The 20634-nt window shown below is 36.5% G+C and carries 21 protein-coding genes; 9 read left to right on the top strand and 12 right to left on the bottom strand.

Annotated features, from left to right (window positions below; translation table 11 throughout):
• Nucleotides 1-78 precede the first annotated feature (78 nt).
• Together ALW18_01750 and ALW18_01745 are read left to right on the top strand one after the other, a co-directional pair.
• The gene (locus tag ALW18_01750; GenBank protein ID AOE51359.1) at nucleotides 79-981 is read left to right on the top strand and encodes a hypothetical protein; all 903 of its coding nucleotides are present in this window, start codon (nucleotides 79-81) and stop codon (nucleotides 979-981) included.
• 129 nt (nucleotides 982-1110) lie between these two features.
• On the top strand, nucleotides 1111-2088 hold the full coding sequence (locus ALW18_01745; GenBank protein AOE51358.1) for a hypothetical protein: 978 nt from the start codon (nucleotides 1111-1113) through the stop codon (nucleotides 2086-2088).
• Nucleotides 2089-2171: 83 nt separating this feature from the next.
• Here ALW18_01745 and ALW18_01740 read toward each other — a convergent pair whose 3' ends face one another.
• Both ALW18_01740 and ALW18_01735 read right to left on the bottom strand, forming a co-directional pair.
• Nucleotides 2172-2591 carry a thiol-disulfide oxidoreductase gene (locus ALW18_01740; protein ID AOE51357.1) on the bottom strand — a complete coding sequence of 140 codons (420 nt, stop codon included), beginning with the start codon at nucleotides 2589-2591 and terminating at the stop codon, nucleotides 2172-2174.
• A gap of 1 nt (nucleotide 2592) precedes the next feature.
• Nucleotides 2593-4767: a DNA mismatch repair protein MutS gene (locus ALW18_01735; protein ID AOE51356.1), complete on the bottom strand. Its 2175-nt coding sequence runs from the start codon at nucleotides 4765-4767 to the stop codon at nucleotides 2593-2595.
• A 131-nt stretch (nucleotides 4768-4898) separates the two neighbouring features.
• Here ALW18_01735 and ALW18_01730 point away from each other — a divergent pair, with 131 nt between their 5' ends.
• Nucleotides 4899-5564: a uracil-DNA glycosylase gene (locus ALW18_01730; GenBank protein AOE51355.1), complete on the top strand. Its 666-nt coding sequence runs from the start codon at nucleotides 4899-4901 to the stop codon at nucleotides 5562-5564.
• Between the two features lie 3 nt (nucleotides 5565-5567).
• Here ALW18_01730 and ALW18_01725 read toward each other — a convergent pair whose 3' ends face one another.
• From ALW18_01725 to ALW18_01710, 4 genes are all read right to left on the bottom strand, one after another.
• The gene (locus ALW18_01725; protein AOE51354.1) at nucleotides 5568-6500 is read right to left on the bottom strand and encodes a transglutaminase; all 933 of its coding nucleotides are present in this window, start codon (nucleotides 6498-6500) and stop codon (nucleotides 5568-5570) included.
• 25 nt (nucleotides 6501-6525) lie between these two features.
• Complete coding sequence (locus tag ALW18_01720) at nucleotides 6526-7371, bottom strand: ABC transporter substrate-binding protein (protein AOE51353.1); 846 nt, start codon at nucleotides 7369-7371, stop codon at nucleotides 6526-6528.
• Nucleotides 7372-7537: 166 nt separating this feature from the next.
• Nucleotides 7538-7888 (bottom strand): SUI1 family translation initiation factor, encoded by a 351-nt coding sequence (locus ALW18_01715; GenBank protein ID AOE51352.1) that lies wholly within the window; start codon nucleotides 7886-7888, stop codon nucleotides 7538-7540.
• A 66-nt stretch (nucleotides 7889-7954) separates the two neighbouring features.
• Nucleotides 7955-8911, bottom strand: coding sequence for a flavonol synthase (locus ALW18_01710; protein ID AOE51351.1), 957 nt, complete (start codon nucleotides 8909-8911; stop codon nucleotides 7955-7957).
• 121 nt (nucleotides 8912-9032) lie between these two features.
• On the opposite strand from ALW18_01710, the gene ALW18_01705 reads away from it, so the two are divergent.
• The 4 genes from ALW18_01705 to ALW18_01690 all read left to right on the top strand — a co-directional run bounded on the left by ALW18_01705 (nucleotide 9033) and on the right by ALW18_01690 (nucleotide 13677).
• Complete coding sequence (locus ALW18_01705; protein ID AOE51350.1) at nucleotides 9033-10637, top strand: sodium:proton antiporter; 1605 nt, start codon at nucleotides 9033-9035, stop codon at nucleotides 10635-10637.
• A 121-nt stretch (nucleotides 10638-10758) separates the two neighbouring features.
• Entirely contained in the window at nucleotides 10759-12735 is a 1977-nt protein-coding gene (locus ALW18_01700) for a dehydrogenase (GenBank protein AOE51349.1), read from the top strand.
• Between the two features lie 125 nt (nucleotides 12736-12860).
• Nucleotides 12861-13328, top strand: a complete 468-nt coding sequence (locus ALW18_01695) for an NUDIX hydrolase (GenBank protein ID AOE51348.1) — start codon at nucleotides 12861-12863, stop codon at nucleotides 13326-13328.
• Nucleotides 13279-13677 carry a thioesterase gene (locus tag ALW18_01690; GenBank protein ID AOE51347.1) on the top strand — a complete coding sequence of 133 codons (399 nt, stop codon included), beginning with the start codon at nucleotides 13279-13281 and terminating at the stop codon, nucleotides 13675-13677. Before ALW18_01695 ends, ALW18_01690 begins: the two co-directional genes overlap by 50 nt.
• Here ALW18_01690 and ALW18_01685 read toward each other — a convergent pair.
• The 3 genes from ALW18_01685 to ALW18_01675 all read right to left on the bottom strand — a co-directional run bounded on the left by ALW18_01685 (nucleotide 13674) and on the right by ALW18_01675 (nucleotide 15750).
• Complete coding sequence (locus tag ALW18_01685; GenBank protein ID AOE51346.1) at nucleotides 13674-14918, bottom strand: mechanosensitive ion channel protein MscS; 1245 nt, start codon at nucleotides 14916-14918, stop codon at nucleotides 13674-13676. The genes ALW18_01690 and ALW18_01685 overlap by 4 nt on opposite strands.
• A gap of 7 nt (nucleotides 14919-14925) precedes the next feature.
• Nucleotides 14926-15228: a hypothetical protein gene (locus tag ALW18_01680; protein ID AOE51345.1), complete on the bottom strand. Its 303-nt coding sequence runs from the start codon at nucleotides 15226-15228 to the stop codon at nucleotides 14926-14928.
• A gap of 150 nt (nucleotides 15229-15378) precedes the next feature.
• The gene (locus ALW18_01675; GenBank protein AOE51344.1) at nucleotides 15379-15750 is read right to left on the bottom strand and encodes a hypothetical protein; all 372 of its coding nucleotides are present in this window, start codon (nucleotides 15748-15750) and stop codon (nucleotides 15379-15381) included.
• A gap of 128 nt (nucleotides 15751-15878) precedes the next feature.
• Here ALW18_01675 and ALW18_01670 point away from each other — a divergent pair, with 128 nt between their 5' ends.
• The gene (locus tag ALW18_01670; GenBank protein ID AOE51343.1) at nucleotides 15879-16391 is read left to right on the top strand and encodes a hypothetical protein; all 513 of its coding nucleotides are present in this window, start codon (nucleotides 15879-15881) and stop codon (nucleotides 16389-16391) included.
• Between the two features lie 6 nt (nucleotides 16392-16397).
• Here ALW18_01670 and ALW18_01665 read toward each other — a convergent pair whose 3' ends face one another.
• Nucleotides 16398-17105, bottom strand: a complete 708-nt coding sequence (locus ALW18_01665; GenBank protein AOE51342.1) for an endonuclease V — start codon at nucleotides 17103-17105, stop codon at nucleotides 16398-16400.
• 167 nt (nucleotides 17106-17272) lie between these two features.
• Here ALW18_01665 and ALW18_01660 point away from each other — a divergent pair, with 167 nt between their 5' ends.
• Nucleotides 17273-18814, top strand: a complete 1542-nt coding sequence (locus ALW18_01660; GenBank protein AOE51341.1) for a DEAD/DEAH box helicase — start codon at nucleotides 17273-17275, stop codon at nucleotides 18812-18814.
• Here ALW18_01660 and ALW18_01655 read toward each other — a convergent pair.
• Nucleotides 18806-20023, bottom strand: a complete 1218-nt coding sequence (locus tag ALW18_01655; protein AOE51340.1) for a hypothetical protein — start codon at nucleotides 20021-20023, stop codon at nucleotides 18806-18808. The genes ALW18_01660 and ALW18_01655 overlap by 9 nt on opposite strands.
• Nucleotides 20024-20114: 91 nt before the next feature.
• Nucleotides 20115-20621 (bottom strand): DNA-binding protein, encoded by a 507-nt coding sequence (locus ALW18_01650; protein ID AOE54273.1) that lies wholly within the window; start codon nucleotides 20619-20621, stop codon nucleotides 20115-20117.
• Between the last annotated feature and the right edge of the window lie 13 nt (nucleotides 20622-20634).

Raw genomic sequence — 20634 nt, 5'->3', positions numbered from 1 at the left:
AATCTTAAAAATATCACAACATATATTGGTTTAAAGGGTTTTATTCTTAATTTAGGATAAAGCTAAAATATTTAAATCATGAGAAAACAATTACTTACCGGAGCATTATTGTTAACTGCTCTATTTTCAGCCAATGCACAACAAACGTTATTTCAGGATAACTTTGATAGCTATGACGATTTTATTATTGATCCAATTGGATCGTGGACTCAAATTGATCTTGACGGCGCTCCAACTTATGGTATACAACTTGACGAACAAACAAGTGTGGCTTTTCAAAATTCAGGATATGTTGGTACAGCGATTGTGTTTAATCAAAGTGCTACTGATCCCGTTTTAGACACTTGGACACCTGTTTCGGGAGCTAAGACATTAAATTTTTTTGCTGCTATACCTACAGCCAACAATGACTGGGTAATTACTCCTAAAATAAGATTGGGATCGACAGGTAATGTTGTTAAATTCTCCGCGCGCTCAATTACAGCCGATTATGGTCTTGAAAGGATAAAGGTTGCTGTATCCACAACTGGTAATACTAACACAGATGATTTTACTGTTATTACAGCAGGTAATTATGTGGAAGTTCCAGTCGATTGGACAGAGTATTCATTGAACCTGGATGCCTATAATGGACAGGATGTGTATATAGCAATTAATTATGTTACCGATGATGCTTTTGCATTGTTAGTTGACGATTTCAGTGTTACAACAACCGGAACGGTAGGGTTAAATGATAATCTTGCTTCACAATTCTCGGTATCGCCTAATCCTGCAAATAACATCATAAATATTAATAGTAGCAATAATGCATTAATTAATGGAGCGGAAATTGTGGATATGAACGGTAGAACTGTAAAAACAGCTACCTACAACGGTATTTCAGATGCGCAAATAAATATTTCAGATCTTTCATCAGGTGTTTATATGATGAATTTAACTTCTGATCAGGGAAAAACGACAAAGAAAATTATCAAAAACTAGTTAATTTTCAGTGTATTATATAAAATGAGCCTTTTAAGGCTCATTTTTTTTAAAAAAATATTAATGATGGTTGGTACTTGTTATAAAAACTTTTCCTATTTTTGGGAAAATTAAAAACTATTTATCATCATGAAAAAACAATTACTTACCGGAGCTTTACTTTTAGCTTCTTTTTTTGCTGCTCAGGCGCAAGTTTCGTATTCTTTTGAAGGATCAGAAGGTTACACTGTTGGGGCATTCGTTGTAAACGAAGAGACTGGAGATGCACAAAACGGATGGGGGACAAATACTCCAGCAACTGAGATAGTAAGCACAGATGCTACTAACGGAACAAACTCTCTTTTAATAGGAACCACTAATCAGCCTTTAAGCAATGGTGCTTTTGTAGGTGCATATGGTCCTGAATTTACAAACGTTGCAGGTGATGTAGATTTTACCTTTGATATTAAGCGTCCAACTCTTGATGCAACAGCTGGTTCTACAGTTAGAATTGCTGTTCAGGCTCCAAGTCAGCAACTAGCTACATCATATGTTTTATCACTGCCTGATGGTAGATTTGTATATTACGATGTAAATGAAGAAGATCCAACTGCTTTAGATGGTTATTTATTTGGAACTATTTCAGGAGAAACTTTTACTCCTTTTGTTGGCCAAGCAAATACTTGGTATAACATCCGAGTGGAGCATTTATTTGCAGATAATTTAATCAACTATTATCTTAATGATCAATTAATGGGTCAGTCTACTGCTTGGGGTGCTGACGCAGTTGAAAACGCTATTTTTGTTACTAACAATCTTAGTACTACTGCTCTAATTGATAATGTTAAGGTTGATGGATCTGAAACTGCAAGTGTTAAAGAAAATGTTCTTGCTTCTCTTTCTGTTTTCCCTAATCCAACAAATGATGTTGTAACTATTGCTAACAATGAGAACATCCTTGTAGATGGACTATCAGTTGTTGATCTTAACGGTCGTACAGTTAAAACAGTTAAATTTGCAGGTGTTGCTGAAGCTCAAGTAAATCTTTCTGACCTTTCTTCAGGTGTTTATATGATGACTATTTCTTCAGACAAAGGTACTACAACTAAAAAAATCGTTAAAAACTAATTATAGTTTTATAGATAAAATAAAGTCCCGCAATTGCGGGACTTTTTTTATGCTTTAATTAGTCGAGAAAGATTTGATTGTAGTTATAAAAACTTAGCCTTAAGTTCAGGAGTTGGCATCATACATGCATCTTTTTTGCCATACCATTTATATCTGTTTCTGGCAACGTAATCGTAAACTATATTGGATAACCAATTTGGAAATACTGAAAATATACCTAATACTGAAAATATAGCCCCAAGATTTTTTGCTATTTTTATTGCTGCTTCGGCTTTATAATAGTAAGCATGTCCCGGTTCATATAAAATAATAGAATCTGTTTTGCTTGTGTCTATTCCGATATATTTTATTATTTTCTCTCCTAGCTCTGATTGAATTGGAATAAAACGAAAAATATCGTTTTTATCGTTTTTAATGATTTTTTGAACAGTGTTGTCACATAAGTTGCAAACACCGTCAAATAATATTATTTTTTTATCTTGTGGGAGATTTAAATTTTCCATCTTATTTCTTTTTAGCTTCAACAAGCTCTAAACTTTCAATATCTATTTTAGATGTGAATAGCCCATAATTAACCGTTGCTTTTTTCTTTTCTATAGCGTCAAGTGTTCCAACAGCTTTACCATCAATCATCCTTACTCTGTCGCCAATTTTAAGTATAGCCTTAGGTTTCTCTGCTTCTAATTTTATGGCTTTGAGTTTCTTTTCTTTTTTCTCAACCCTAATTTCTTCAACTTTTTCCTGCACTTCGGCAATAACTTGTTTTTGCTGAACCTCTTTTTCTTTTTTCTCTTTTGGTGTAGCTTTTTTTCGTTTTGAATTTTCTATCTCCACCATTTTCAAAAACTCACCTATTAATTCTTTCTTGTTTTTATTGCCGAAATATTTTTCGCTTATATCATCAACTTTTTGTCCCATATAAATCAGGCGTTGGTTTGCATCATACAATTCCTGGTAGCTTTCAAGTTTCTGTTGGATTTTTGTATTAATGTTTTCCATTTTTTTGCCTTCTTCACGTGCTTTGCTTTCCTCTTCTTTTAGATTCTGTGAGGTCTTCTCAAGTTTAGAGCGTTCTTTTTGTAGCGTTGCTATAGTTTTGTCAAAACGTACTTTACTTCCTTCAATTTTCTTTTTGGCCCTGTTAATAAGCCCGTAGGGAATTCCATTTTTCTGTGCTACCTCAAATGTAAAAGAACTACCGGCTTGTCCCAGTATAAGTTTATACATCGGCTCCAGCGACTTTTCATCAAATAGCATATTCGCATTTGTGGCAAATGGAAGTTCGTTGGCTAATATTTTAAGGTTAGTATAGTGGGTAGTTATTATTCCGAAAGCTTCACGGTGGTAAAACTCTTCCAGAAATATCTCTGCCAGCGCACCACCAAGTTCTGGATCGGATCCAGTACCAAATTCGTCAATTAAGAACAATGTTTTGTTGTTGCACTTCTTTAAGAAGTAGTTCATGTTCTTTAATCGGTAACTATATGTACTTAAATGATTTTCAATTGATTGGTTATCGCCAATATCTGTCATTATCCTGTCGAATAAAAATGTTTCACTGCGTTCGTGAACAGGTATCAGCATGCCACTTTGCAGCATCAATTGTAATAATCCTATCGTTTTCAGCGTGATACTTTTACCTCCGGCATTTGGTCCCGAAATAACAATTATCCTATTATCCTGGGTTAGCTCTATGGTTTGTGGATAAGTGACTTCTCCTTTTCTCTTATTATTTACATAAAGAATAGGGTGGAAGGCTTCTCTAAAGAAAAGACGTTTTTCTTCTGTTATATTTGGTAACAACCCATTGATTCTTTTTGCGTATTTTGCTTTTCCTGAAATAACATCTATGTCAGTCAGAAATTCTTGGTAGTCATACAAAAGAGAGACAAAAGGCCGTATTACATTACTTAGTTGTAGCAATATGCGTTTTATTTCCTCCTTTTCCTCATACTCGTAATTATTTAATTCGCGGGAGTATTTCAGTGTTGTTTCCGGTTCAATATAGGCTATGCTTCCAGTTTTAGAGCTTCCAAGTATTGACCCTTTTACTTTACGGCGATACATTGCCAGTACAGCTAATACACGTCGGTTCTCGACAACGCTTTCTTTAATATCATCAAGATACCCCATACCATTGTATTGGCTAAGTGCAGAAGCAAAACTCTGATTTATTTTTGTCTTAACCAGATTCATTTCACGACGGATATTTTGAAGTTCAGGGGAAGCATCATCTTTTATCTCGCCATATTTATCTACTACTTTGTCAATGTTCTTAAGTATCTCTTTTGTGTACTCTACATCCTGAGCCCTTAAATTTAATTTTGGGTAATAATCGTCGAATTTCTCAAGAAACTTTATTAGTGTATTCACCGTATCGGATACTACAGCAATTTTCCTGAATCCTGAAGCTTCAAGATAACTATCCTCTATAGAAAGAAATTTGACCTCATTATTTATCGGTTCAAATCCATGGTTTGGTAATGCATTATTATTATCAAAAGACGATACGTATTCTGATGTTTGTAAAAGCGAATCCATTAATTCCTCCTTGTTTTTAAAAGGTGTGATCTGGAGTGCTTTTTCCTGACCGGGTTCTGTAACACAGCTGGAAGCAACAGCTTCAAGCACAGTATAGAATTCTAAGTCTTTAAGGGTTTTATCTGTTATGCTGATCATTATAGTTTATAAGCAAATTTATACAAAAATACTACATATTTAGCCGGGTTGTATATTCGAGTTGTAAAGTTTAAGAGGGCTTTATAAAGTGTATTTGTAACCAATCATTATATTTGTCAAAAAGTAATTATATGCAGGTTAATATTGAGTCCTCCTGGAAAGATGTATTAAAAGATGAATTCGAAAAACCTTATTTCAATGCCCTTATAGATTTTGTAAAGAGCGAATATACTGAACACACATGTTATCCACCGGGCAAAAAGATATTTTCTGCATTCGACCACTGTCCTTTTGATAAAGTAGAAGTGATTATTTTGGGTCAGGACCCTTATCATGGTCCGGGCCAGGCTAATGGCTTGTGTTTTTCTGTAAGTGATGGAATACCAATGCCGCCATCACTTCAGAATATTTTCCGCGAAATACAAACAGACCTTGGTAAACCTTTTCCTCCAACCGGAAATCTTGAACGTTGGGCAGATCAGGGTGTTTTGTTACTTAATGCTGTGCTTACGGTTCGCAACGGTGAGGCTAACAGTCATCAGGGTAAAGGGTGGGAATTGTTCACTGATGCTGTTATTCAGAAAATTTCCGACAGCAAAAAAGATGTTGTGTTTTTATTATGGGGAGGCTCAGCGAAAAAGAAGGGTGCCCGTGCCGATAAGAACAAACACCTGGTTTTAGAATCCGGTCACCCATCGCCGTTAAGTGCTAATAAAGGTCATTGGTTTGGTAACAGACATTTTAGTAAAACAAATGAATTTTTAGCCGAAAAAGGTAAGAAGCCAATTGAATGGTAACTCTTAGTTAAAAGTAAGTGCTCCCAAAATTTCTTCGCTCATAAATGGCCCTCCGGGATATGTAGCGGTATAGTCCAGATTCAACCAGACCTGTCCGCGCTCATCTATGTGATAGTGAACTTCTTTACCACGGCTTTCTTCAACGAACAGTATCTCTTTTATCAGGTAGTTTGCAGTTTCCAAATTTGCTTTAGATCCTACAAGCATTTCCGGATACAGATGGCCGCCGGTATGAATTATCCTTGGGGTTCCGCCAACAGCTCTTATAGCAGCAGCCATAAGTATTGCATGGTCATCACAATCGCCTGAGAAATGCTCCAGTGATTCTGTTGCAGCAGCTATGTATTCTTTTCCTTTAGGATCGTTTACATAATTCCATCGGTTTCTAATTTCCTTAAACACAGCAAAGCATTGTATCATTAAACGTTGTTTCTTATATCCTTTAACGTCTCTAAAATACTTTGTTGTTGCCATCAATGCAAAATTTCTAACCTTAGGGTTGTCATATTCTACTGCATCAATAATTTTAGATTTATTTGGGAACGGAAGCAATTTAGATATAATAATGTCCTGCGGATTGGCGTCATCAGCCATAGTATAAACCATCGACCTGTAATCTTCGTAAACGGCATTAAAACCATAATTTCCAAATACCGAACCGTACAGAAGTGCTAACAAATAAAAAAATATGCAGATTATTAGCACAGTCTTTAATAATCTTAAGATTAGCTGGATGACTGTAACTAAGACTACAAAAATTAAAATCCTGTCCAGATGAAACGGCCACTCAGGGTCTTTTAAATTTTGGTGAATTATGATAAATAGTGGAATTGCTATAAGCACATTCAGTACAAAAATGATAACAGAATCCCAGGGCTTCTTTATCTGAAGCTTTGCTTTAAGATCTCTTATGGTGTTGGAATCCAGTTTTATCATTAGGCACTAAATAAAACGCTATGTTTTATTCTGCTGTGGTTTCAAATTCAGTTTTATTTTCTATAATATTAAGCTCAAACAGTTGATTCTGTATTTTATCAAACGTTGTTTTATCAAGTTTCTTTTGAGACCATTCTGTTATTTTAAGCCATTCCTGTATATCCTCAATTTTTTGATCGTAGCGGCTGGCAAGTGTTTTATCTATATTCGGAATCTCTTTGAAATCTTCCGTCGTAGTATTTATTATTTCTAATGCTTTATCTACTGCTTCTCTATTGTTTTGCAAAACCTCATTGCGAACTGCTATTACAAAGCAAGGCCACGGAGTAGGACAGTCATCAATTCTTCTAAAGATACCTTTATCTACAATAGGTTTTGTCATGAAACGCTCCCACATAAAATAATCGGCTCTCTCCTCTGTTAAAGCTTCAACTGCGCCATCAAGTGTGTTTACTATTTCAAATTCAAGATTTTTTGTATCCCATCCCTGATTTTCCGCATTTACAAAGGCCATAAGATGCGAACCTGATCCATAGCGGCTTATAGCAATCTTGCCTTTTTCTATATCAGACAAAGTTTTGTAAGACGATCCTGCTGCGACATGTATTCCCCAGACAAGTGGGCTTTCAACATATATCTGAACGATCTTGCTGTCGTTTCCGGCTGCAATATCTTTAATAATGCCTTCAGATAAAATTACGGCAATATCTGTACTTCCGTCACGAAGCATCTGACATAATTTGCCTGTTCCCTCCGGTACATCTGTCCATGCAAGATCTATGCCTGCATTTTCAAATTCATCATTTTCTATGCATAAATGCCAGGGAAGATTAAAGTGTTCGGGTACTCCGGCAATATTTAGTGATGTCATTATCTTTCTATTAAAGTATAAAGGTAGTAAGAGAATAAAGATTTAACAAACAAGAATAAAAAATCCCTGAAACAAAAATTGTTTTAGGGATGATTACGAGTCTTTTCGAAAATTAAATTGGGATGGTTTTATGATTGCACTAACTAATATTCATTAGGGCTTGCGATTATCCGCCAACCCTTTTTACTTTATAGCCTTCTTTCGCAAGAAAATCCATTATTTTTTCCCTGAAATTTCCCTGAATAATAATTTCACCGTCCTTGGCAGTTCCTCCAACACCACAAAGTGTCTTTAGTTTTTTTGCAATGGCTTTAAAATCGTCATCATTGCCTTCATAGCCTTTTATAACCGTTGCAACTTTACCACCGCGGTTTTTTTTATCAAGATGTGCCTCAAGTTTTTGCTGGTTGTTAGCCAACGTTTCCTGTTGTTCATCATTGTTTTCAAATTCAAAATCCTTATTAGTAGAAAATACAAATCCACCTAAATCGTCTAAACTGCTTAATTTCTTTGCCATAGTAGTAAAAAAAGTAAAGCATCAGGCGTAATACCTAATGCCTTTATAACGGTATAAAAATAATGATTATTTTTTTATAAGCCCTAATTCAACCAGGCGTTCATATAGAAAATCGCCTGCAGTAATATCTTCATATTGTTTCGGTTCTTCGTCGCTAATACAATTGTCAAGACAGTCCAATTTCATTTCAGCTACCGGGTGCATAAAAAACGGAATAGAATAGCGCGAACTACTCCACAATTCCCTCGGCGGATTTACCACCCTGTGTATTGTAGATTTAAGTTTATTATTAGTATGTCTGGATAACATATCGCCGACATTGATTACTAACTCATCATTTTCTGCAATAGCATCTATCCATTCACCGTTTATATTTTGTACCTGAAGGCCACGACCCTGGGCACCCATTAACAAGGTAATAAGATTTATATCTCCATGTGCTGCTGCACGTACGGCATCATTTGGTTCCTGAGTAATAGGCGGATAGTGAATTGGACGAAGTATACTATTGCCCTCTGCTACATGATTATCAAAATAAAATTCATCAAGTCCTAAATAGATAGCTAACGCTCTTAATACGTAAACACCCGTTTTCTCGAGCATTTTATAAGCTTGTTTACCGATTGTATTAAACTTTTCAAGTTCAGCAACTTCAACATTATTATGGTAATGCGGATGACCATTGTATCTTGAATCTTCTGGAAGATATTGACCGAAATGCCAGAATTCTTTAAGGTCTGCCTGAGTATGTCCTTTTGCTTTTTCTTTACCAAAAGAAACATAGCCACGCTGGCCCCCGATACCGGGAATCTCATACTGAGATTTTATTTCAGAAGGAAGATTGAAAAAACTTTTCACTTCAGCGTAAAGTTCGTCAACTAGTTTGTCATCAAGAAAATGACCTTTCAGGGCAACGAAACCAATGTCTTCGTAGGCTCTACCTAACTCATTTACAAATTTTTGCTTGCGTTGAGGATCGTCTGAAAGAAAATCGCTAAGATTTACACTTGGTATATTCTGCATGGAGTAGTGCTGTTAGTGTTTTTTTTAAATAGGAACAAAGGTATAAATATTTGTGTGCAGGGAATTCATATTTCTAAATTTTCCCGGACTTCTAGCGAGAGTTTTTTATAATTTTGATGTCATGATACATGAAAATCTTTTAGTTATACTGGTACTCTTCTTTGCAATGGCAATATTGTACCTCCTTAGTCAGCGTTTAAAAATCTCATATCCAATATTTCTAGTTATAGGTGGTCTGGGAATTAGCTTTATTCCGGGTGTACCCAGAATAAATGTAGAGCCGGATCTCGTGTTTCTTATCTTCCTACCGCCATTATTGTTTGAGGCAGCCTGGTATACATCGTGGAGGCAGTTTTGGAAATGGAAACGATCGATAGCAATATTAGGATTCGGTCTGGTATTGGTTACATCTCTTGTTGTATCTATGGTTTCTGTAAGTCTGATTCCTCTATTTACACCCGCATTAGGATTTCTTTTAGGAGGCGTAATATCTCCTCCCGATGCAGTTGCTGCAACATCGGTGCTAAAAGGTCTTCCTGTACCCAAAAGAGGCCTGACAATACTTGAAGGTGAAAGCCTTGTAAATGATGCAGCTTCATTAACCGTATTTAGATTTGCTATTGCTGCAATACTTACAGGCCATTTTGTGTTTCAGGATGCTGCGTTAGACTTTTTTATACTCTCGTTTATGGGAATAGTAATAGGTTTGGTTATAGCACATATTCTGTATTTTATTCTGAAATACTGGGCGAAATCGTCCAGTATAACAACACCAATAACGTTAATAGCGCCCTATTTAATGTATTTAACGGCAGAGCAGTTTCATTGGTCTGGTGTGCTGGCTGTAGTTAGCGGCGGATTGTTTCTTTCATTTCGTTCCCAGGATTTCTTTAACTACAACACCAGGATACAGGCTACGCAGGTTTGGGCCACCGTTGGCTTTTTAATGAATGGTTTTGTATTTATGCTTATAGGCCTCCAGCTTCCTTCGATTGTAGATGGTTTAAACGGTTATTCTTTAGAGGAAGCGATATACTACTCTTTGGTGATAACTTTAATAGTGATTGTTTTAAGAATTATTCTTGTTTATGGTTCTGCTTTTCTACCAAGAATGCTTTCAAAGAAAATCAGAAACAGAGAAAAGAGCCCCGGATGGAAATTGCCTTTTGTAACAGGATGGGCAGGTATGAGAGGAGTAGTTTCGCTGGCTTCAGCATTATCAATTCCATTAACGTTAGATAATGGCGAGGCTTTTCCGCATAGGAACCTTATTTTATTTATCACTTTCGTTGTTATACTAATAACACTTGTTTTTCAGGGATTAACGCTTCCGTTTATAATTAAATGGCTAAAAGTTGAGGAAGTAGATGAATACGTGCCAACAGGAGATCAGATAGAATCTATCAGGTTGCATCTTGCTAAAAATGCTGTGCAATATCTTGAAGAAAACTATACCGACGAAATGCAGCAATACGAAACGATCTATCGTATTAAAGAGCAGTTGGAACGCAGTATTAACGCTACTGAAAGAACCCTTAACGAAGACCATAAGAAAAGAGCTTTGGCTTCAGTGCGTAAATTATACAGAGACATTATGTTGGAACTTATCGACTTAAGAAGGACAGGGCTGTATGAACTTCGGCTTGAAAAGAAATATGATGATGAAGTAATTAGAGAAATGGAACACAATTTAGATCTTGAAGAAGCAAGGTTGAATAAAGTTTAGAACATGTGTTGTCAACGAATTAAATTTCATTTGAAAACGTTTGAAAATAATTTTTATCACATCTCATTCTGATAATGTTATTTTACTACTTTTGAAAAATAAAGATTATTCAAAAATCACAATGAATTTCGATAGAAAAGAATTAACCAACGAACAATTACTCGATTTATATAAGAAATTGATAAAACCGCGACTAATAGAGGAGAAGATGCTTATCCTTATTCGTCAGGGTAAAGTGTCCAAATGGTTTTCCGGCATTGGGCAGGAAGCCATATCTGTAGGTGTAACTGCTGTGCTGGATAAAGACGAATATATTCTACCTATGCACCGCAACCTTGGTGTGTTTACAGGCAGGGATATTCCTTTGTCACGACTATTTGCACAATGGCAGGGTAAAGCTAGTGGCTTTACTAAAGGTCGCGACAGGTCGTTTCACTTTGGTACACAGGAATATAAGATTATCGGAATGATATCGCACCTTGGACCTCAGCTGGGCGTAGCAGATGGTATTGCGCTCGCTAATAGACTAAGTAATAACAAAAAAGTAACGGCTGTGTTTACCGGCGAAGGTGCTACAAGCGAAGGTGATTTTCACGAGGCACTTAATATCGCAGCGGTCTGGGAGCTTCCTGTACTATTTATTGTGGAAAATAACGGTTACGGATTATCTACGCCTACTAATGAACAATACCGTTGCGAAAACATTGCCGATAAAGGTATTGGTTACGGAATGGAATCGCACATTATTGATGGTAACAATATTCTTGAAGTATTTACAAAACTGACTGAGATCATTGCTTCGCTACGTGAAAATCCTAGACCTGTTTTATTAGAATTTAAAACATTCAGGATGCGCGGGCATGAAGAGGCAAGCGGTACTAAATATGTTCCGCAGGAACTTATGGACATGTGGGCTATAAAAGATCCCGTAGATAATTATAGGAAATACCTGCAACAGGAAGGTGTGCTTAGCGAACAATACGATGAAGAGCTGCGTGCTGAGCTGAAAAATGAAATTGATGAAAACTATCACAAAGCGTCAGCTGAGCCTGCAATAGAAGCAAATTTAAGTGAAGAGTTAAATGATGTATATAAACCCTATAAATATCAAGAAGTTGCTCCTAGTAATGCTATAGATTACATACGTATGATTGATGCCATATCGCAGGGGCTAAAACAGTCAATGCAGCGTCATGAAAACCTTGTAATTATGGGGCAGGATATCGCGGAATATGGTGGAGCCTTTAAAATAACAGATGGCTTTGTAGTTGAGTTTGGTAAAGATCGTGTACGTAATACACCAATATGCGAATCAGCTATTGTATCGGCAGGCATGGGACTTTCTATAAACGGATATAAATCGGTTATAGAGATGCAGTTTGCTGATTTTGTATCGACAGGATTCAATCCGATTGTAAACTATCTGGCAAAAGTACATTACCGTTGGCAGGAAAATGCCGATGTGGTAGTACGTATGCCTTGTGGAGCAGGTGTACAGGCAGGGCCTTTCCACTCGCAAACCAATGAAGCATGGTTTACCAAAACGCCCGGACTTAAAGTTGTTTACCCTGCGTTTCCGTATGATGCAAAAGGATTACTAGCTACAGCTATAAACGATCCTAACCCGGTTATGTTCTTCGAACATAAAGCGTTATACAGAAGTATCTATCAGGATGTGCCTAAAGATTACTATACTATTCCGTTTGGAAAAGCAGCGATACTTAAAGAGGGTGAGAATGTAACTGTAATATCTTTTGGTGCAGGTGTACATTGGGCACTCGAAACACTGGATAAGAATCCGGATATAAAAGCAGACCTACTGGATTTACGTTCGTTACAGCCTCTGGATACAGAAACAATATTCAGTTCGGTAAAAAAAACCGGTAAAGTAATCATCCTTCAGGAAGATACTTTATTTGGTGGAATTGCAAGTGATATATCTGCAATGATCATGGAAGAATGTTTTGAATATCTTGATGCACCGGTTAAACGGGTTGGTAGCCTTGAAAGCGCTATACCATTTACAAAAGCATTAGAAGATCAGTATTTGCCTAAACAGCGTTTTGAAATTGCTTTAAAAGAATTGATTGCCTATTAATAAATTTCACTATTTATAATTTAAAATGCTCTGCCTTATTAAGCAGAGCATTTCAGTTATATGCATATAGACAAAATCTCTTAAATATACCTTAATGAAATAGATGGTTTTCTTAACTTTGGGATATGAGAACATCAAAGATATTTGTTACGGTTGATGCTGTAATATTCAGGAAAACAAAGGGTGATCATGAACTACTGCTTATTAAAAGGAAAAATGATCCTTTTAAAGGTAAATGGGCTTTACCGGGCGGCTTTGTAGATGAAGGAGAGGATCTTATCGTGGCAGCACAACGCGAGCTTTTAGAAGAAACCGGACTTAAGGTTACGCAGCTTGAACAGTTGGGCGCTTTCGGTAAACCAGGTCGTGACCCAAGGCAACATACAGTGTCTATAGCTTATACAGGCTTTGCGGAAGAAAATGCAGAAGTTTTCGGAGCTGACGATGCCGATGAAGCGAAATGGTTTTCGGTTAAAAACCTGCCTGAATTGGCATTTGACCATGCAGATATCGTAACTTTAGCCATTGAAAAAAATATCACCTATGAGATTTCACACCAGAAAATGGGTAAAACCGGAAGACTTAAATCCTAACGGAACTTTATTTGGAGGTAAATTGCTTGCCTGGATTGACGAAGAAGCAGCACTTTATTCTATTATACAACTTGAAAATCAAAGAGTAGTAACAAAACACATGTCGGAAATCAATTTTATGAGTTCTGCTAAACAGGGCGATATTATTGAAATTGGTATAGATGTCGTGCGTTTTGGAACTTCATCTATTGTGCTTCGCTCTGAAGTACGAAACAAAATGACGCAGGAGAAAATAATTACCGTTGATAATATTACAATGGTGAATCTTGATAGTTTCGGACGTCCGTCTGCTCACGGAAAAACGAAAATTGAGTACGTTAAAGATAGAATAGGGGTTATTAAACCTTAAGCGTCTATATATCCTTTTCCGGAAGGTAACTCAAATATCTCCAGATCAAAGTAAGCCACAGAGGCAATGATATGGTCGAAAATATCAGCCATAATATACTCGTGGTTTATCCATCGCTTATCTGAAGTAAATACATAAATTTCTATAGGGATACCTTTTTCGGTAGGCTGTAAGTGACGGCACATGATGGTCATGTCCTTATTCACTCCCGGATGTGTTTCAATATAACTGTTTATGTATTTACGGAATAGTCCAAGGTTTGTAAGGTTACGACCGTTGATTGACAATGTCTTATCAATGCCGTTTTGATAATTATATTTGTCGATATCTGCCTGTCTGTGTTCTATGTAAGAAGAAATGAGGTGAATTTTCTTTAAGTCATTCATTTCGTCTTTATGCACAAAACGAACACTATTCGCCTTTATAAGAATATGCCTTTTTATACGTCTTCCGTTAGAGTTTTGCATTCCCCTCCAGTTTCTGAATGAATCGGAAATAAGACTATATGTCGGTATCGTTGTTGTTGTATTATCGAAGTTCTTAACCTTTACAGTTGCCAGGTTAATTTCGATAACATCGCCATCTGCGCCAAATTTTTCGATAGTGATCCAGTCTCCAATACGCACAATATCATTTGCAGTTACCTGAACGCTTGCAACAAAGCCAAGAATAGTGTCTTTGAAAATCAACACTATAACAGCAGATATTGCACCGAACGTTCCTAATATACTTCCAAGGCTTAAGTTAAATAATATAAGAATAATGGCTACGGTGCCAAATATCCATAATACAATCATAACTACCTGAACATAGCTATCTATCGGTTTGTCATTATAATCCGGCTGCTGTTTTAAATAATCACGGATTGCATTAAAAATACTTCGTATTATCCAAAGACTTATAAGTATAATTAATATCGTTACACCCTTAGAAAACAGGTATTCCCAATAGGTAAAATCTTTAAGTGCAATGGGTACACTTTTATAAATAAAATAAATAGGTACTAAATGGCCAATATATTTGGTAGTCTTATTTTCAACCAGGAAATCATCAAAAGTGGTTTTGGTTCTTTTTGCAAGAATTGTAAACCCGATGATAAGGATTGCCTTTGCAATCTTATCTATAACATAAGCTACAAAGGCAATAATCACCAAATTAATTACAAGGTTAATGTAGATGGCTGTAATATGGCCAAATCCAATTCCTTTTAATAATTTATAAGCCCAATTTAGTATTTCCATTTAGAATTTAAATGTTTTTGTTATCGGTATCGGCAGAATCTTTAAAGTACTTGTGTTCTATGTAGAAAGTACCAAAAGGTATTACGGATGCCAGGCAAATGATAAGGAACTTGTTTAATGGCCATTTAAGCTCAGCTTTAAGCATACAGGCAATAACAATATAAACAATAAATAGCAATCCATGAGCCATACCTACTACACGAACATACTCGGGCATGTCGTATACATATTTAAGAGGCATAGCTACAAATAGTAAGGCTAAAAGGGATACACCTTCCAGTGTAGCAATAATTTTAAATAAACGTGTCATAAGGCGGGGGTTTAAGTTAATGGTGCAAAGGTAGTTGATACTGCTTTTTTATAAAAACAAAAACACGGATAATTACTTACTTTTTATAACAATAAAAAAGCCGTTTGTTTCCAAACAGCTTTGATAATTATATAACCGGTGATAAAAATATTAAAATGCTAAAAAAGCTTTGTTGTATTCCCTTAGGTCAAGAAGGTTATTTTTATGGCTAAGATCACTGAATAGTGATATTAGGTACTCAAGGCTTTCAACATTGTTTTCAGAAGTAACATCTTCACCTTTTACAAGTTCTGTTTCTTCATCTACAGGCTCATCATCAGGAATAGCGATAAGAAAAGCGCCGTTTGCTTCAAGGTGTTCATACGTTAAGCGTATCGCCTTTGTAAGTACAGGGTTTTGCTCTTCAAGGGAATATTCGCGTAATTTTTTCAGATCGTTAATTAATGTTTCTGCATTAAAACCTTTTTTAAAAAGGTCAAGCTGTATTTTGTTGATCAGTTTTTGTGCACTCGGATTTTCCACAGTAAAAGTTGATTTAGTTTTTTGACTTTAATTTCAAGGAATGCAAAAATACTATTTTATCTAGTTTTTCAGCATTCTTTTTTAGTTTTTATTGCTGATGGTAAAATTAAGGCTTAATTTTGAATACGATGAGTAAACGTGACTTAAAAAAATACCTGACTTCACTACCAAAGGAAGAACTTGAAGAGCAGATGCTGGCCTTATACGAGAAATTTGCTGACGTAAAGGCGTATTATGATTTTGTATTTAATCCTAAGGAAGAAAAGCTTGAGCAGGAAGCTAAAGTGAAAATTTCTAATGAATATTTTCCGACGAGGGGAAAAAGGCCTAAGCTGCGCAGGTCTACAGCTCAAAAATATATAAAGCATTTTATATCGCTGGGTGTTGACCCTTATGTTGTTGCAGATGTCATGCTTTATAATATCGAAATTGCACAAACGTATTCTCAGCGAAGGGAACTTAGCTCGTCAGCATTCTACAAGAGTTTACTCAATTCGTATAAGCAGGCGGTAGATTATGTCGCCGCCAATGGCATGAACACTAATTTTGCTTCACGTATTAAAGGTATTTATGATGAAACCTTTAGGCAGCGTTGGGAAAATAAAAAAGAATTTGAGCGCATTTACGACAACTTCGAGTAATTAGGTTTAGAATAATTCTCCCTGAACATTTACTGTATGGTAGCCCTCTTTTAATTTACCTACCCGAAATAAATTTACTTTTTCATGTGCTAATCGTGTGGGCTCAGGTATTCTGTGTTTTAAAATACAGGGTTTTATCAGCTCAAGGCTATCGGTAACAGAAACTTTATGTCCCGGTGAAATGTATACCGGCTTTACATTGTCTTTTGTTCTAACTGCGTAACCCATATGTTCTTCCTGACTGATAATAGGGCTGGTACTGAATTTTTCTAATCCTAATGGCCGGTAATTACCATATAGCATATTCTTAGCGCAGCCAATACTCGGATGGTTGGCTAAGACGCCAAAGTGAGAGGCTATTCCCATTCTTCTGGGGTGGGTAACACCTTGCCCGTCAAGAATCATTAAATCCGGTTTTTGTGGTAGTTGCTGCCAGGCTTCCAGTAGTGAGGGTACTTCTCTGAAGCCGAGATAACCGGGAACATAAGGGAAAATAGTTTTTGAAACAACAAGTGAGTAGGATAGGAGTTGCATTTGCGGGTAACTAAGAACAACTATACCAGCATATACGATATCCGCATCTTTATTGTGCGATATATCACCCCCGGCTATTGTGGTAATATGTTTATTTTCAGTTATAAGCGATACGCTATTGCGTAACTGGTTTTGTATTTCAGTAGCTTCTGTAAGCGATGTTCCGTCATAATTTTTCATTTTCTTCCTACATAAATCTTTTCTATAAAATTAATTATTTAAATGGCTGATTTCGTGATACTGCCTGCCAATGTTGTATTAAATTTCACCTCAACTTGTAAGAATTATGATTTTATATACAAAATAATGCAGACAAATGGCTTATTTTTGGGAATTATCATACCTACATGGAAAGAGAAGACAATGTCGAGGACAGGAAAGAGCTGTACCATTATCAACAAGAAGATATAGATGCCATTTTTGAAAAGTTTGAGGGCAAACCTAATGACTATCATTTATTGTACCAGCTTCCTACAGGAGGCGGTAAAACTGTTATATTTTCTGAAATTGCCAGACGCTTTATTGAAAAATATCAGCGTAAGGTACTCGTGCTTACACATAGGATAGAGCTCAGCAAGCAAACTTCGCAAATGCTGAAAAGTTTTGGCGTAAAAAATACAATTATAGACAGTGCAGTGAAAGAGTTACCATACGATAATGACTATTCATGTTATGTTGCTATGGTTGAAACACTTAATAACCGTCTTAAAGATAAAAAATTCCACATGGATTATGTAGGTCTTGTTATTGTGGATGAGGCGCATTATAATTCTTTTAGAAAGCTATTCACATATTTCAAGAACTCACTTTTTCTGGGAGTTACTGCTACACCGCTTAGTTCAAATATAGAACTTCCGATGTATGAAACCTATAATGAACTTATTGTAGGTGAACCGATACAGTCACTTATAGATAAAGGGTTTTTAGCAAAAGCCGTCATGTTTGGCTATGACGTAGAACTTACTTCGCTCAAACTGGGTATAAATGGTGATTATACCGTTAGCTCATCAGACGAGTTATATTCACGGTCAGCCATGCAGGACTTACTGCTTCAGGCGTATGATACCCGTGCGAGAGGTAAAAAGACACTGATTTTCAACAACGGTATCTTTACGTCTTTGTATGTTTATGAGACCTTTAAAGCTGCCGGATTACCAATCAAGCATCTTGATAATAAAACACCCGATCTTGAACGTAAAAAGATACTGACATGGTTTAAGAAGACACCCGATGCTATATTAACGTCGGTATCCATCTTAACAACAGGTTTCGATGAACCTACAGTTGAAGCGATCATCCTGAATAGAGCAACACGCTCGCTTACTCTTTATTTCCAAATGATAGGACGTGGATCGCGTAAACTTCCCGGAAAAGATATATTTACGGTTATTGACTTAGGTAACAATGCACAGCGTTTCGGTTTATGGAAAGATCCGATGGACTGGCAATACATTTTTAAGCATCCAGAGCAATTCCTTGAAAATATAAGGACAGATGCAGATATTGAAAGTTTCCACAGTTACAGTATGCCTGATGAAGTGCGTGCGAAATTTGCTAAAAGCGTTGATATTTCATTTAATGTAGAGGAGGAGTTTCGCCTTGCAGCAGAAGAAAAGCAAAAGCCAAAAGCTGTTATTGATAAATCTATAACGCAACATGCGGTTATGTGCATTGAAAATGCTGAAACTATACCTGAAGCCCGTAGACTTTCTAAACTGCTCGAACCGGATATTGAATATCGTGTAAAGCAATATGCAAAACTTCTGGCGAAGACAACAAAAAACTACAGGGAGTGGCTTATAGAAGATTATAAAACACGTTTAGGTATTCTTATCGGACGTCTTTTTAATACATATAAAGCTGAAGATGACGATGTAGAATTAAAATAATTTTAATTGATTACTATCGCCACCTTTGTTTTTGGGCGGTTTTGCATCCCCAAAGATAGTTTTACCTCCATATTTATAAGATTCATTTCGTTCTTTTTGTATGAGGGCGTCAAAGTTTGTGTTAGGTGTAAAGTCTTTTTCGGCATTACGCGAAATTTCAGACAGCTTTCTTATAGCATCCATTTTATCGCTGTTACCAATCTTAGCACGTTGTATAGCTGTTTGTAATGTATTTATTGTTTCATCAAACACTTTTATGGGTACGGGAAACGGATGTCCGTCCTTGCCACCATGCGCAAAGCTATAACGTGCAGGGTCGTCAAATCGGGTAGGAGTGCCATAAATGATTTCGCTTACCAGGGCAACAGATTGTATAGTTCTCGGGCCCATTCCTTTTAGCATTAAAAGATCTTCAAAATCTTCGGGTTTGTTCTCATGAGCCACCCATAACATAGCGCCAAGGCGTTTCATGTTTACATCTTTCATTCTAACATCATGATGGTTAGGCATCACAAGATGATTAATTTCTTTAATTATCTTGTCTGGGTGTTCGTTCATAATAAGCAACGATTTTTCTCTTGTACTAGCTGCCATAGCATCGGTCAGATTAAGTATTTTGCCCTGATTTTGTCCGTATATAAAAGTATGTGGCTCGTTAATAAAAGACTGTAAGTTTTCTGAGTGCCAGTGATAACGGCGTGCTGTGCCGGTAGTATTATTCATGCCCTGCTGAATAACACACCAGTCACCTTTAGCGTTTACAATAAAATTGTGCTGATACAACTGAAACCCATCTTGTATTGCAGTATTATCTACTTTAGCAGTTAGCCTGCTTAATCCTGCAAGTTCCATTCCGTTAAGTCCGGTGCGTTCACCAACTATAAGCAATTCATCAGGCGTTTTAGTAGAGTTTTTCCCTTTGCCTCCACAGATGTAAATACCCAGTTCTTTAGCATGCGGGTTTACCGATCGTTTTAATGCGCCAAGTACAGATGTTGTAATACCTGACGAATGCCAATCCATACCCATAACAGCTCCAAAACTTTGAAACCAAAATGGATTTGCTAATTTACTTATCACTTCAGAGGTTGAGAACTCCATAGCAATGGTTTCTACAATAGCAAGCCCAAGCTTCGCCATTCGTTCAGATAACCAAAGTGGTACATGGCCTCCATGAAGGGGTAAGTCGGCAGAACCGGATCGTTTCATTTATAGTGGATTTGTAAAAGTAGATTTGGTTAAGCAAAGATACTTAGAATACTACTTTCTTAATTTGTAAAGCAGGTTTTTAACGATATCACTATTCAGGGCAGGAAGGGGCTATGCAAAGCACATTTGCTCCAAGTTTTTCTTCTTTAACACGTTCCAGTTTTTTATCATGTACAGTAACTAATATTTCTAACGAACCTGTGCCAACTGTACCCGATAAAATATGTCCTCCGTAAGCTTTAAAATCTTTGCCTGTTAATGTGCCGTGCGCATGAATAGACACTTTGCCTTTTTGCCATGCAATAGTACCATGCATACTTGCAAGCTCCATATCTTTAAATGCTTTAGGGTCAAATTTTTTAAGTTTGAAATCATAAAAACCAAAAGTCATATTTACAAAGCCCATTCCCGTAAAGTTTGCTGATGGTATATTCTCCTTTTCTGTCAGTGCTTCAATTTCCCGTAGAATGTTATCACCTTCTCGAAGTACCATTAGATATCCCGCCGGTACTTTTGTGTAACGTGGTATTTCAGGTTTTGTCTGTTGAGCGATTGATGTATTTACTCCAAAGGTTGTGAAAAGGATTAATTGTAGTATAAGTGAAAGTGTT

Source organism: Flavobacterium psychrophilum, from assembly GCA_001708385.1.
In the GTDB taxonomy this organism is placed as follows: domain Bacteria; phylum Bacteroidota; class Bacteroidia; order Flavobacteriales; family Flavobacteriaceae; genus Flavobacterium; species Flavobacterium psychrophilum_A.
This window is presented reverse-complemented; position numbering and strand designations above follow the sequence as displayed.

Bases quoted from the DNA above. Each gene is read 5' to 3' on its own strand.
- ALW18_01710 (AOE51351.1), bottom strand. From the start codon at position 8,911: ATGCAGAATATACCAAGTGTAAATCTTAGCGATTTTCTTTCAGACGAT.
- ALW18_01655 (AOE51340.1), bottom strand. From the start codon at position 20,023: ATGAAACGATCCGGTTCTGCCGACTTACCCCTTCATGGAGGCCATGTA.
- ALW18_01670 (AOE51343.1), top strand. From the start codon at position 15,879: ATGAGTAAACGTGACTTAAAAAAATACCTGACTTCACTACCAAAGGAA.
- ALW18_01665 (AOE51342.1), bottom strand. From the start codon at position 17,105: ATGAAAAATTATGACGGAACATCGCTTACAGAAGCTACTGAAATACAA.
- ALW18_01695 (AOE51348.1), top strand. From the start codon at position 12,861: ATGAGAACATCAAAGATATTTGTTACGGTTGATGCTGTAATATTCAGG.
- ALW18_01745 (AOE51358.1), top strand. From the start codon at position 1,111: ATGAAAAAACAATTACTTACCGGAGCTTTACTTTTAGCTTCTTTTTTT.
- ALW18_01660 (AOE51341.1), top strand. From the start codon at position 17,273: ATGGAAAGAGAAGACAATGTCGAGGACAGGAAAGAGCTGTACCATTAT.
- ALW18_01680 (AOE51345.1), bottom strand. From the start codon at position 15,228: ATGACACGTTTATTTAAAATTATTGCTACACTGGAAGGTGTATCCCTT.
- ALW18_01720 (AOE51353.1), bottom strand. From the start codon at position 7,371: ATGACATCACTAAATATTGCCGGAGTACCCGAACACTTTAATCTTCCC.
- ALW18_01705 (AOE51350.1), top strand. From the start codon at position 9,033: ATGATACATGAAAATCTTTTAGTTATACTGGTACTCTTCTTTGCAATG.
- ALW18_01725 (AOE51354.1), bottom strand. From the start codon at position 6,500: ATGATAAAACTGGATTCCAACACCATAAGAGATCTTAAAGCAAAGCTT.
- ALW18_01715 (AOE51352.1), bottom strand. From the start codon at position 7,888: ATGGCAAAGAAATTAAGCAGTTTAGACGATTTAGGTGGATTTGTATTT.
- ALW18_01690 (AOE51347.1), top strand. From the start codon at position 13,279: ATGAGATTTCACACCAGAAAATGGGTAAAACCGGAAGACTTAAATCCT.
- ALW18_01700 (AOE51349.1), top strand. From the start codon at position 10,759: ATGAATTTCGATAGAAAAGAATTAACCAACGAACAATTACTCGATTTA.
- ALW18_01730 (AOE51355.1), top strand. From the start codon at position 4,899: ATGCAGGTTAATATTGAGTCCTCCTGGAAAGATGTATTAAAAGATGAA.
- ALW18_01735 (AOE51356.1), bottom strand. From the start codon at position 4,767: ATGATCAGCATAACAGATAAAACCCTTAAAGACTTAGAATTCTATACT.
- ALW18_01685 (AOE51346.1), bottom strand. From the start codon at position 14,918: ATGGAAATACTAAATTGGGCTTATAAATTATTAAAAGGAATTGGATTT.
- ALW18_01740 (AOE51357.1), bottom strand. From the start codon at position 2,591: ATGGAAAATTTAAATCTCCCACAAGATAAAAAAATAATATTATTTGAC.
- ALW18_01750 (AOE51359.1), top strand. From the start codon at position 79: ATGAGAAAACAATTACTTACCGGAGCATTATTGTTAACTGCTCTATTT.